Annotated in this window: 6 protein-coding genes; 5 read left to right on the top strand and 1 reads right to left on the bottom strand. The window is 39.8% G+C overall.

Features of this window, described 5'->3' with window-relative positions:
- Window positions 1–48 precede the first annotated feature (48 nt).
- The 5 genes from BW976_RS10605 to BW976_RS10585 all read left to right on the top strand — a co-directional run bounded on the left by BW976_RS10605 (window position 49) and on the right by BW976_RS10585 (window position 8,016).
- The gene (locus tag BW976_RS10605) at window positions 49–2,430 is read left to right on the top strand and encodes an ABC transporter permease (protein ID WP_076373220.1); all 2,382 of its coding nucleotides are present in this window, start codon (window positions 49–51) and stop codon (window positions 2,428–2,430) included.
- A gap of 60 nt (window positions 2,431–2,490) precedes the next feature.
- Entirely contained in the window at window positions 2,491–4,860 is a 2,370-nt protein-coding gene (locus BW976_RS10600; RefSeq protein ID WP_076373218.1) for an ABC transporter permease, read from the top strand.
- A gap of 246 nt (window positions 4,861–5,106) precedes the next feature.
- On the top strand, window positions 5,107–5,784 hold the full coding sequence (locus BW976_RS10595) for an ABC transporter ATP-binding protein (RefSeq protein WP_076373217.1): 678 nt from the start codon (window positions 5,107–5,109) through the stop codon (window positions 5,782–5,784).
- Between the two features lie 10 nt (window positions 5,785–5,794).
- Complete coding sequence (locus BW976_RS10590) at window positions 5,795–7,225, top strand: TolC family protein (RefSeq protein WP_076373215.1); 1,431 nt, start codon at window positions 5,795–5,797, stop codon at window positions 7,223–7,225.
- Window positions 7,226–7,413: 188 nt separating this feature from the next.
- Window positions 7,414–8,016: a porin family protein gene (locus BW976_RS10585; protein WP_076373213.1), complete on the top strand. Its 603-nt coding sequence runs from the start codon at window positions 7,414–7,416 to the stop codon at window positions 8,014–8,016.
- A 93-nt stretch (window positions 8,017–8,109) separates the two neighbouring features.
- Here BW976_RS10585 and BW976_RS10580 read toward each other — a convergent pair whose 3' ends face one another.
- On the bottom strand, window positions 8,110–13,716 hold the full coding sequence (locus tag BW976_RS10580) for an alpha-2-macroglobulin family protein (protein ID WP_076373211.1): 5,607 nt from the start codon (window positions 13,714–13,716) through the stop codon (window positions 8,110–8,112).
- Window positions 13,717–13,774 lie beyond the last annotated feature (58 nt).

Raw genomic sequence — 13,774 nt, 5'->3', positions numbered from 1 at the left:
CCACAGTTTATTGTTTAGTATTTTAAAATTGGTATTTAGAATTTAATTATGATCAAAAACTATATCAAAATAGCCTGGCGAAATTTAAAACGCAACAAGGCTTACGCATTTATCAGTGTTGCAGGATTAGCACTGGGCATTACCTGCGGTATTTTGATTTTTACACTCATTACTTATCATCTCAGCTTTGATAATTTTCATAAAAACTCAGATAGGGTTTACCGGCTATATACTGAATGGCATGATGATGGTATTGGCAGATCGCATGGGGTACCCCAACCTTTAGGAAAAACCTTTCGTAATGATTTTACGCTGGCAGAGAAGACAGCCCGTGTGATCAGCTTTCACGATAATCTGATTACTATCACTCAAGGAAATCAGGTGAAAAAATTTAAGGAAGATAATGGCGTGGCCTTTACGGAGCCGGAATATTTCGATATTTTAAATTTCCCGCTATTAAAAGGTGATAAAAAAACGGTACTGGTAAAGCCTGGTGAGGCTATAGTAACCGAAAAAATTGCTAGAAAATATTTTGGTGATGATAATCCGATAGGTAAAGTTATCCGCGTGGATAATAAGGTTAATTTTACCGTTACCGGTGTGCTGAAAGATTTACCCGCCAATACAGATCGTAAACAACAAGTATATGTTTCTTATGGTAACATGGACGAATATACTGGTAGTAAAAAGCGCGAGGACAATTGGGGAGGCGTTTTTAGTGGGAGTGAAGTATTTACTTTGTTAAAGCCATCAACCACAATGGAAAGTGCTAATAGTGCTATGGCGCTTATTGTTAAAAAACACTACACAGGTCGCGATTTACAGGTATGGAAATTTAAATTACAACCACTTTCAGATATCCACTTTAATTCGGATCTGGATGGTTATGCCGATAAAAAATACTTATGGGCTTTATTTTTTATAGGCTTGTTCCTGATTATTACAGCCTGCGTTAACTTTGTTAACCTGGCTACCGCTCAAGCCTTAAACCGGGCCAAAGAGATAGGGGTGCGAAAGGTTTTGGGTAGCCTTCCTCACCAGTTATTCTGGCAGTTTATTGCCGAAACTGCTTTAATTACCTTTGTTGCAGTTATTCTAGCAATAGGTTTGTCATTTATTGCATTACCAGCAATCAATAATTTGTTTGAATCACAAATGACTTTTAAGCTTTTTCAGCTCTCGGTATTTATTATGCTGATAAGTGTGTTGGTTGTGTTTTTATCCGGATCATATCCGGGTTTGGTACTGGCCCGTTTTCAACCTATACTGGCACTTAAGAGCAAGCTTTCACAAAAGCACGTAGGCGGGTTTTCGCTACGTCGTATACTGGTAGTTACCCAATTTTCCATTTCACAGGTATTAATTATAGGGGCAATAATTATTGTATCACAATTACATTATTCCCAAACTACCGACCTGGGTTTTAACAAAGATGCCGTTGTATTGCTGCCCATACCGCAGCAGGATAAAGCTAAGCTGAGTACTTTACGTAATCGGATCAATGAAGTACAGGGTGTTGAAAAATCATCTTATTGCTATAAGGCACCTGCTGCTCAATCAAATAACAGCACCGACGTTAATTTCAATCATCGGGGCGAAGATGAGCACTGGGGTATCAATACCAAACAAGGTGATGAAAACTTTCTATCAACCTTTGGGATGAAGTTGGTTGCCGGGCGAAACTTTTTTCCAGCTGATACAACCCATGAGTTTTTGGTAAATGAAACCTTTGTGAAAAAACTTAATCTTAAACCTCAGGACGTGATCGGTAAAATGCTAGCCATAGATGGTAAAACAATTAAGGCCCCCATTGTAGGTGTAGTAAAGGATTTTTATAACTATTCCTTTCATACCGAAATATCAGCCATTTGTATCATGCCCGATTACCGGTCATATTCTACATTGGCAGTTAAAATAAACATGCGTAACGCTAAAACTTCATTAGCTGCATTTGAAAAAATATGGAACGAAACCTTCCCCGAAGAACTTTATTCCTACCAGTTTCTTGACGATAGCGTTGGCAAGTTTTACGAAATGGATAATATACAGCTAAAACTAGTTGAGGCATTTGCCGGTATAGCCATATTGATAGGTTGCCTAGGTTTATATGGCCTGGTATCGTTTATGGCTGTACGCAAAACCAAAGAAATAGGGGTACGTAAGGTATTAGGAGCGGATACCATGCACATATTATGGTTGTTTGGTAAAGAGTTTACTTATTTATTACTCATCGCTTTTGTAGTTGCCGCACCATTAGCCTGGTGGGCTATGCACAATTATTTACAGGATTTTAAATATCGTATAACCATTGGGCCGGGTATCTTTCTGACATCTATCCTGTCTACATTTATTATTGCCTCTATTACAGTAGGCTATCGCTCCGTTATGGCGGCAACTGCTAATCCTGTAAAGAGTTTACGGAGTGAATAGTAGAGAATAAAGAGTTTTATAGCTTAAGATTTAACATTTAGAGTTTCGAATTTATAAAATATGATCAAAAATTATTTAAAAATAGCCTGGCGCAATATGGTAGGTAATAAAGTTTACAGCGCCATAAATATACTTGGACTGGCTGCCGGGATGGCGGTTGCATTGCTCATTGCCCTTTGGGTAAATAATGAGTATTCATATGATAAATTTTTACCAGACTCGAATAGATCATACCAGGTAAGACGCAATTTTAATAGTAATGGTGAAACACTTACATTCAGTTCTACATCGCTCAAATTAGCTGATGCATTGCGTACCACTATTCCTGAAATTGAATATGTTGCTGAATCGGACGGGGGGAGCTCACATGGTTTGATGGTAGGCGACAAAAAGATTTACCTTAATGGTATACTATCGGGAAGTGATTTTTTCAATGTATTCAAATATCCCATGCTACAGGGAAATGCCGGTTTGGCATTAAAAGACACTTACTCCATTGTGCTTTCACGCGCCACAGCTATAGCCTTGTTTGGTACTGATGATGTAATCAATAAAATAGTTAAAGTTGATAATGCATATAACTTCAAAGTAACTGGAGTTATTAAGGATGTGCCTTCTAATTCGATATTACAATTTAAGTATGTTATTCCATTCAGTTTCATGGAACAGACCCAGGCATGGGTAAAAGGATCACACGGAAGTTTTGGATGGAATAGTTTTGTAATATATACCAAACTAAAAGCGGGTACCTCTTATGCCCAGGTAGCTCCTAAAATTAAAAACATGGAGAAGAGTGAGGATAACGTCAATGCTAAAAACTCTGAAGTGATCATGCAACCCATGCAGGATTCGCATTTATATTCGGAATATAAAAACGGAATAGCCAGCGGTGGGTTTATTGAATATATACGCATATTTAGCGTTGTTGGTATTTTAGTGCTGTTGATAGCCTGTGTTAACTTTATCAATTTAACTACAGCACGATCAGAGAAACGTGCACGAGAGGTAGGTATTCGTAAAGCTATAGGTTCTCAGCGTAAGCACCTTATATTTCAGTTTTTAACAGAATCGGCATTAACTACTTTTGTATCTTTTCTATTTGCTTTGCTTTTTGTGCAAATAGCATTGGGCCCATTCAATGCGCTCACCGGAACCATGATCCGCATTCCATTCGGCAGCATTGTTTTTTGGCTGGTGATGATGGGTTGTGTACTGATAACGGCCCTTGTTGCGGGTAGCAGGCCGGCATTCTATTTATCATCATTTAATCCGGTTAAGGTATTAAAGGGAACTATACAAGTAGGACGTTCCGCAACATTCTCCCGAAAAATTTTAGTAGTTACGCAGTTTAGCTGTTCCATAGCACTTATCATCAGTACAGTCGTTATTTACAGGCAGATACAGTATGCTAAAAACCGGCCAACAGGATATAGTATCAACCATCTGTTAACCTCCAATATGAGTAGTGACTTGGTTAAAAATTATGCTGCGTTAAAAAATGATCTTCTGCAAAGTGGGGTGGTAGAAAGTATGACTAATTCATCAAGCCCGGCAACAGACGTTTACTCGCATTTCAATATTGATCAATGGCCAGGGAAGCTGGCTGGTGAAACTGTGGAAATGGGGAATATAGATGTTGCTGATGATTATTTCAAGACCTTAGGAATGAACCTGTTGATAGGTAGGAATTTTATCTCGGCAGCATCAGACACCTCAAATATAATTTTCAACGAAACTGCCATCAAACGATTACGGTTAAAAGATCCTATCAATCAGTTAATTACACGCGAGAAAAAAACATACAGAATAATTGGTGTGGTAAAGGACGCGCTGATGGTTTCGCCGTTTGCCAAACCTGATCCAACCATGTTTTTGTACAACACTTATCCGCAGGACAATATTATTTATCGTCTTTCACCAAACGTAAATCCGCATAATGCTGTTGAAAAAATTGGCCAGATATTTTCTAAATATAACCCAGCGTATCCTTTCACCTATCGATTTGTTGATGACGATTACAATCGCAAATTTAGTCAGGAGGTATTGATCGGAAAATTATCAGGCATATTTGCTGGCCTGGCCATTTTTATATCATGTCTAGGTTTATTTGGACTAGCCGCTTACATCGCGGAGCAACGTACTAAAGAAATAGGTGTACGTAAGGTTTTAGGTGCAACGGTGAGTCAATTATGGTTTCTGTTGTCTAAAGATTTTGTACTACTGGTTATCATCAGTTGTGTTATTGCATCGCCGCTGGCTTTATACTTTTTGCAAAACTGGCTACAAAAATATGATTACCGTATAAGCATAGGGCCAGGAGTTTTTCTCATTTCGGCTGTGGCGGCAATAGCCATTACCCTTTTAACCATCAGCTTCCAGGCTATTAAAGCCGCGGTAACTAATCCCGTAAAAAGTTTACGCAGCGAATAAGCAAAAGGCCGAAAGCTTAGGACAAGAAAGATTTTAACTTTCTGCCTTAAGCTTTCGGCTTTTTCATTGTATCATAACCGTACGCTCCGTGTTACGTAAGCGAACAGTATTCATGATAATGATTGATATAATTGATTGATTTTTAGATAATTAATACTTTGGTATGTTATTGATACTTAATTGCATGAAATGAATTGATATTTTTAAACAAAAACTTATACGTACTAACCAAAACAATTATTTAAAATGCTATCACTCCAACATATTTCGAAATATTACCAGGTAAGCGGGCTTAAAAATTTTGTTCTTAATGATCTTAGTCTTGAAATTGACCAAGGCGAGTTTGTGTCTATCATGGGCCCATCGGGTTCGGGTAAATCATCCTTACTTAATATCATCGGTATGCTTGACGAACCATCTGAAGGATACCACTATTTTGCCGGTCATGCGGTACATCAATTGAAAGAAAAACAGCGTTCTGCTTTGTACAAGCAATATATCGGCTTTGTTTTCCAGGCTTACCATTTAATTGATGAACTTACTGTTTATGAAAACATAGAAACACCCTTAATTTATCAGGATTTTAAGGGGGCTGAGCGTAAAGCTATGGTAGCTGATATATTAGATCGTTTTAATATTGTAGGTAAAAAAGATCTTTTCCCTGCACAACTATCCGGAGGGCAGCAACAATTGGTTGGTATAGCCCGTGCGCTGATAGCCAAACCTAAATTATTACTGGCCGATGAGCCTACAGGTAACCTGAATTCTAAGCAAGGGGAGGAGATCATGGAACTATTCCGTAAGCTTAATAAAGAAGATGGGGTTACTATTATTCAGGTAACTCACTCTGAAAAAAATGCGGAATACGGTTCGCGTATCATTAATCTTTTAGATGGTAAAATCGAATCTTCAAAACAACTCTGATTATACAATAATGCGATACTTTAAATTTATATTTTTTGGTTTGATAGTACTATCGGCTTTCAAAACCCAGGCACAAACAGATACCTTAACAACCATAAGGCAATGTATAGATGTTGCTATAAAAAACAACCTGGTAGTACAACAAAATGCTCTTCAAATGCAGCGCCTGCAGGTAGGTTATACTCAGGCTAAAGAGAATCTTTTGCCATCATTAAACGGTCAGGTTGATCATAGTCTTAACAGTGGTCGTAGTATCAATCCTTTTACGAATAGTTATGTGACTCAGTCATATACAGCTGGCAATTACAGCCTAAATGCTAGTTTAACCCTGTTTAGCGGTCTGCAAAACTTAAATGCTATTAAACAAACGTCATTAGCCTATCAGGCTGGTAAAATGGATTTTCAACAGGCAAAAGACCAGGTAACTATTAATGTGATAACCGCTTATCTTTTAGTATTAGATAATACAGAGCTATTAGATCAGGCGTACAATCAGCTTGATGTATCAAAGAAGCAAGTTGAACGGCTGGAGATATTAGAAAAGGATGGTGCTAACAAATTGCCTTCGGACTTATATGATCTAAAAGGCACCTATGGAGATAACGAACTTAACTTAGTAAATACCAAGAATAATCTGGAGGCATCAAAATTAAGCCTGGTTCAAATACTGAATATTCCTTACAACAGAAACATAAAACTGGAACCTATAAGTGTGCAGGATGTTGCTAAACAAACCGGTGAAAATGCTGACCAGGTATTTGATACTGCGTTAAAGCAGCTGGCTTATGTAAAGGCTGCTGAATTGAGACGGCAAAGCGCCGAAAAGGGCGTAAAGGTAGCCAAAGGGGCTTTGTCACCTACAATTTCTTTATTCGGCGGAATAACAACTAACTACTCCAGTGCCGCACAAAATGCTACAGTTAGCGATTCATCTATTGTGCCAACTAAGCAATTTATTAATACGCCTACAGGCAAAAGCACAGTTTATACAACACAGTATGATAATACCTACAAAAACATAGGTTATTATGACCAGTTTAAAAACAACTATGGCACGCAGTTCGGTATAAGATTGACCATACCTATTTTGAACTATTTTCAAAACCAGAATAAGGTGAAGCTTGCTAAAATTAATCTACAGGAATCAAAATACATAGAAGAAAACACCAAGAATGTTTTACGCCAGAATGTAGAGCAAGCTTATGTGAATATGACGCTGGCTTATAATAGGTATAATGTATTGGTAGAACAGGTTAAAGCATACAAAGAATCATTCAGAACAGCCGAGATTCGTTTCAATGCGGGCGTACTAACTTCAGTTGATTTTGTAGTAGCCAAAAATAACTTTGACAAGGCCAACATCAATCTTATTAACTCCCGGTACGATTGTTATATTTATAATAAAGTACTTGATTATTATATGGGACGACTATCCTGGTAAATAGAATTACATTGATTCTGTAAAAAATTTATATTTTTATTCCCAGATTTTAAATCCTGATATCCGGCTCATAGCGTTTTATATAAAATTATAAAACATTATGAGCCGGATATTGCTAATTATAAAACGTTTAGTTTACAACAGCATTAACGCATGCGCATCAATCACCTTAAAAACAACTCTAAAACATGAAAAAAACAATTATTTTAACTTTAAGTATCTGTTTATTTACTATTGGTATGGCTTCTGCCCAGGTAATACCCAATTTTTCGTTTGGTGTAAAAGGAGGTTTAAACTATGCCTCTTTTCCTTCAAACGGAGTATTTAACAATAATAACCGTGCCGGTTATTTAGCGGGTTTTTGGGCCAGAGTAGGTGGTTTGGGCTTTAATTTCCAACCAGAACTTTATCTCACCAGCAAGAATATTAATGTGAATGCTCCTAATGAGCCTGAGAACAAAGCTAAATTTACCAGTATTGATGTACCACTATTATTAGGTGGTAAAATAGGTGCATTTGGCTTAGGTGGTCGCTTTTATGGTGGGCCTGTGCTATCGTTTGCTGTAGATAAAAATCAAAGTTTTGCAGAATCTGCTGGTGAGGCTACCCATTTAAATTATAAAAGTGCCAATTATGGTTTTCAGGTTGGTGCCGGTGTTGATATCAGAAGCTTTTCTGTTGATTTACGTTATGAAGGCGGTTTAAATAAAATTGCTTACGGTGATGGTAATTCACATACACGAGTAAACGTTTTTAGCCTTGCCCTGGCTTATAAATTATTTTCGCTATAAATAGAAAACGACCTTTGAATTAAAAAGACCCGCTAAATGGCCGGGTCTTTTTTTTGAATAAATAATGTTCAATAAACATTAATGCGACTTATTTTACTTTACTACATCAACCCACTGTCCTTTGATTAAGCTGTTGATTGAGTTGTTGTACATAGCCTCACAATATACTGCAGGTAAGTAGTAATGGCCGGCATAGGCAGCATTCAGCATCACATAATAGGTAACTTCTTTATCTTCTACTAAACTAAAGTAAGTGTTCACCCGATCGTCCCGCACATCCCTGTAATCAGATGGCGAAGATTTGAATGCTTCGTCGTTGTTCAGCATCCTGCTGTTTAGTATCTCCCAGCCAGATGGAAATACCTGTGTAAGCGCTAAATTATCATACCGGCCGCGTCTACCCGGATTTTTAATATTCACCTGGGCAACAAAATCTGTGCCTTGTTTTAAGGTCGTTGGATCAATCGACTTACCACTCATCGTAAAATAACCAACCCTCATTTCCATCACCTGCGGATCAATAAAGGTTTTTACATCAAGCCCGGATGAAGGCTGTCCTTTTTGTATGAGTCTTAAATATAGCTTGTTGGTGCCATTGTTCTTAACCATCGCTTTTCCGCCGTTTGCTGCCAAACCAGATTGCCATATATAAGAAGAGGAATTGATATTACCCTTTGATACTCCGCCATCAAAGCTAAAAGTAAGCTTACTGGCAGCTTTGTTTTGTCCACAATATTGTGCTATGGAAATAAGTGAGTAAGCTGTGGTCTGGGTACTGTACCAATCGTCTTGAGATAATCTAGCGGCTACTACACGTAGTAATCCAGCTGCTTTTTGTTGCTGGCCGAGTAGCGTAAGTGTTTCCAGGATCATCGCCTCATCGCGCAAGTCGGAGCCATAAGTGCCATACATGGTGTAGTATGGTTTTATGGTAGTGGGCAAGCCTGTAATCATTCTTAAGCCGGCTTCGGGTTGTCCAGCAAGTTTGTAAGCTGCTGCTAGGCGCCATTTAGCCTCAATGCTTAAATACTTAAACTCTCTGAGCCGGTTCATTGCTCCCAATTCAGGTGCACCGGCCAGGGCCAGGAGGTATAAGCGATAAGCCTGGTTCAAGTCATCTCCATAAAATTTATGCGGATCCGGTGCCCAGGTTTGCGCTTTTTGTTTTTGATATTTTTTCCATTGCTCCATAAAACCAATGGGCATACTGTAACCTTTGGCCTGGGCGGCTAACATAAAATGTCCGGCGTAATTGGTTCCCCATTCATCTGCATCACCATAACCTGGCCAATAGCTCAAGCCACCACCTTGTACCTGAAAGCCATTAAGCCTGCTGATAGTGGCTTTGATATTACGCTCAGCCTCGGCTTTTTGGATAGGTGAGAGGTCGAGCAGTTGCCCCAGATACAATTGCGGGAACGCCGAAGATGTAGTTTGTTCTACGCAACCATGCGGATAGGCTATCAGATAATCGAGCCGTTTGCTTAGGTTTAAAGGAGGTATCGAAGCAATTTCGAGCGTATTTTTATTAGTTCCGTTAATACCTACAGCCTGATAAGCCGTATTCCAAACCTCACCCGGATTGAGTTCCTTTTCCAGTACACGGGTAACCGGTGGATTAGGGTTACGCACATTCAGCTCCACATCATAAGCGGCAATTTCTGAACCACTTTTGGCTACAATCTTTACTTTACCTACACCTACAAAATCCTTAACGTCAAGATCAAATGTAACCAGCTGGTCACCAGTTTTAACGAAGGTTACCGTTTTGGTGTTATTACCTGCCAGGTTACTGAACGCGTTTGATTGTACCGATACCGTAACCGTTTTTATATTAGGCTCCATAGCAAATACGGTTACGGGTAACTGCACTTTTTCTGTTGGGCCAAGCACACGGGGTAGTGTTGCCAATATCATGAGTGGTTTTTTAACGGCCACAGCTTTATCGGCAAAACCATAGCTGCCATCGTGCCCGGCAATTACCATAGCTTTAACAGAACCTACGTACTGAGGCAGTTTAAAGGGCGTGGTTTGCTTTTCGCCTTTGCCCAGATGGAATGGCCCCAGGAATTTTACAACGGGTTTAAAACGGTTTACAGACACATTTTTGTTATTGCCCAGGTTACCATCACCGCCTATGCTTAAAATACGTTCTAAACCACCCCCAAAAGCACCTATTACATAATCAAACAAATCCCAGGTTTTTACCCCCAGCGCCTCCCGGGCGTAAAAAGCCTCATGCGGGTTGGGTGTTTTATAATTGGTGATATCCAGTAAACCTTCGTCAACTATGGCAATGGTATAAGTCATTTCCTTACCCGATGCTTCTGATACGGTAACGGCCGACTGTGTTTCGGGTCGTATTTTATCCGGCATACTGATCACCGGTTTCAGAATGGTTTCAGGATTATCTACCTGTAACGGGATAGCGCCGTACATACGGATAGGCAGGTCGTTAACCGTTTGCGAATGTCTTTGCAATAGGGTAACGTTCACAAACACATTAGGAGCCATAGTCTCATCAACCGTAAAGCGGTACTGGGTTTGGCCTTTTTTGGTATCAATCCAGGTGGTTTTTAAAACCTTGCTGCCATTTTCAAAGCTGATCAACGCGCGACCATCAGCAGCAGTTGGTATAGTTAATGTGGCCTGTTCACCTACTTTGTAGGTAGGTTTATCGGAAGTGAACGACAACATGGCCGCTTCGGTAGGATTAGTTTGCTGTAACCTTTCCGACCAGTTTGGCCAATCCACATAAATGAATTTTCCTGTAGAGTGCCCTGTTTGTTCGTCTTTCACCTTGATCAGGTATCGTCCCCAATCGGCTTTAGGTACGCGTAATGTCCATTTACCATGCCCGTTAGTAACTTGTACGGTAGCCGCTTTAATAAGCTTATTGTACTTATCCTGCGTAAAATTGCTTGTTTCATTGCTGGTTTGATCCCACCACCAGCGCCATTGTACTTTGTAAAGCTCCAACTGAACGGTACGGGTGCCAATCAGCGTATTACCATGTACATCTACATCGGCGATATCAACCTGATGATCCTGATCGGTAACTAACATGCCCGAAAGCTCGCTGCCTTGCGGCGTTTTAATACCGACATAGCCTGGATACACATTATAAGGCAATGTAGTTTGTTGTATGCTAAAATTACCACCGGGTTCAAATACCTTAACCAGGAAATTAGCCCGTAACTGTCCAGGCGCTTGTTTTTCTACATTGATGTTGGCATCCACATCCGCCACGCCATTGGCACTGAGCTTACCATCAAACACGGTTTGAGTTTGTGTATTAAAGGCCAATGTAGGATCGTCAAAGACATAATCCTCATATTTTTTGAAGCTTGTAGTTTGGGGGGTTAAAAACGCATCGACCTTAGCTTTGAGGTTTTGCGCGGCACCTCCAAATAACCATTGCGCGCTCAGCTTGCCATTGGCGTTATTGCCTTTAGTTAACTCCGCAGCACCGCCAAACGAAAGGTTCAGCTTCATGCGGTTAGGCATAATGGTCTCTACCTTGATCTTTTTTTCAAACGAAGCTCCGCCAACTTTTACTTTAGCTGTCCAGTTACCGGTAGGTGATGAGGTTTCCGTAGCAGTATGGAAGCTATAAAAGCCATCCAAAGCCGTTGTTTTGCTTATACGCCTGTATAACTTACCATTCGGGTCATATAACTCAAACTGAACGGGATGATCTGCCGGAAGTGTTTTTAATTTATCTTCTAATATGAAGGATACGTATATGGAATCGCCCGGGCGCCATACGCCACGTTCGCCATAAATAAAACCTTTAAGACCGCTCTGCACTTCTTCGCCGCCTACATTAAAACGGGTAAGGGGCAGAGAGCTTCCATCATCCAATTTCAAGTAACCACGCTGAGCTCCTTTTTTGGCAACCAGTAGATAAGGTTTGCGTTTAAGATCAAACTTCACGATACCATCTTCACCGGATGTGGTTTTGTAAATTACCTGTTTCTGATAATCTAATAACTCCAGATCGACACCATCCATGGGTTGAGCGCTTAAAATATCAGTAACGGCCACCAACATGCTATTGTTGGTACCACGCTTAGCAATAAGACCAATGTTGGAAGCTATAATGTTGCGTGTTGCCCAGCGCTGTTTGGTAAAGTAGGATGGGGTACAGGCGTTATTTCTGTCCTGCCAATTATAGCCTTCAGGGTAAAAATTATCATAACGCGACCAAAAATCATCATCCTCATCATTTACCTTGCTGTTATCGTTATAATATTCCCCTCCATCATATCCTTCATCATCTCCATTGCTATTACTGCTTTTTACACCAGCTCCGGCAACACTACAATTATACAGGGAGTATTCTTTCCGGAAACCAATCACGACACGGTATATCGCCCCAGGTTCTGTGCGGATCATCTGATCCAGATCGAGCATAAAACGATTCTTTTTGTTCAGGTTTAGGCTTTTATCATTATCAAGCCTAATGGTTTTTTGAACTACTGGTTTACCAACCTGGCGTAATTCCTGCCCACCATCAAAACCGTTGCTCTGAAAATACTGTGGTACATTGCTTTCATATATCTTAATGATACTTACATCAACAGCATTCAAATTCACTGCTTCAAAAGGCATCATCAATTTACCGGAGTCGGGGAGGATAACGCCTTTGCCAGGTATGGTTACAGCTGGCAGCCGGTTCTCAAAAAAGACACTGGCGGTATAAGTTTTGGTGATTTTTTTGTGCGATATATTTTCAACCCCCTCATTTACAAATACGCTGTAATTGCCTTGAAGGCTCTCGGGCGAATAAACTTTCACCGTACTACCATCAATGGTGTAGGCAGGGTCGGTAATGTTATTGATGCCTATAAGGCCATTCAGTTCCTGTCCAACCAGTATATTATCAGAAAACTGAACTAATACATATTGATCATTATCCTGCACGGCACGTATATTCAATACCCTAAAATCGCCTATAGCAGGTACATCAAAATGTTGGCTGCCTTTTTTATCAACGTTCAGGCTATTACCATCCCAGTTAATAGTAACCGGGGTTACCTTGTTCGATTGTCTTTTTAGCCCCGTTATTTTAAAATGATGTGCCTTGGTTCCGGTATTATGCTCCCAGCTAATTTTCACGGGGAACTCGTAATTAACAGTTAATAGTTTTTCAACAAGTGATGGATCTTCCGTATCGGCAGTCTGGATAGTTCCACCCAATTTCATTTCATCAACGGATGTATTTGTAGCGGTTGTTAAACCATCAAAGTTTACATTAAAATCGGGCTTTACTACCTGGAAGCCGAACTTAAAATGATCAAATTTATGCGGCACCTCAATCAGTTTACTCAAGTCAAAATCTACCGTGTAGTTTTTTTCGGGATCAAGTTTGCCTGTGGGCTTAAATTCAATGGTCCGCGTGTCAACCCAATAGGCTTTACCTTTTACTAATGGAGAAAAATCAAAAAGGTCATCACTAAGCTGTTCGTTTTGCTGGTGAGTAACCTGTACCTGCCCGGCCAGACGTATGCGAATGGTACTTTCTTTGGAGATAACCCCAGTGGTATAGGATTCAATATACTTACTAAAGGCCGGATCGACTACCGCTTTTTTACGGCCATTGGCAATAATGTAAACAACTAATAAGATGAGCGCAAGTGACGCGCCTATAGTAATAATGCTTTTGCGTCTGCGGAATCTGGTATATCCGTTCTCCATAGAATAGGTTTATTTATAATCATGTAAATTATAAAATTTATGAGAATAAATAATTTAA

It is taken from the genome of Mucilaginibacter lappiensis, from assembly GCF_900155965.1.
GTDB lineage: Bacteria > Bacteroidota > Bacteroidia > Sphingobacteriales > Sphingobacteriaceae > Mucilaginibacter > Mucilaginibacter lappiensis.
Note: the sequence above shows the minus strand (reverse complement) of the source record. Positions and strands in the feature narration are given on the sequence as shown.

Bases quoted from the DNA above. Each gene is read 5' to 3' on its own strand.
- BW976_RS10605 (WP_076373220.1), top strand. From the start codon at position 49: ATGATCAAAAACTATATCAAAATAGCCTGGCGAAATTTAAAACGCAAC.
- BW976_RS10600 (WP_076373218.1), top strand. From the start codon at position 2,491: ATGATCAAAAATTATTTAAAAATAGCCTGGCGCAATATGGTAGGTAAT.
- BW976_RS10595 (WP_076373217.1), top strand. From the start codon at position 5,107: ATGCTATCACTCCAACATATTTCGAAATATTACCAGGTAAGCGGGCTT.
- BW976_RS10590 (WP_076373215.1), top strand. From the start codon at position 5,795: ATGCGATACTTTAAATTTATATTTTTTGGTTTGATAGTACTATCGGCT.
- BW976_RS10585 (WP_076373213.1), top strand. From the start codon at position 7,414: ATGAAAAAAACAATTATTTTAACTTTAAGTATCTGTTTATTTACTATT.
- BW976_RS10580 (WP_076373211.1), bottom strand. From the start codon at position 13,716: ATGGAGAACGGATATACCAGATTCCGCAGACGCAAAAGCATTATTACT.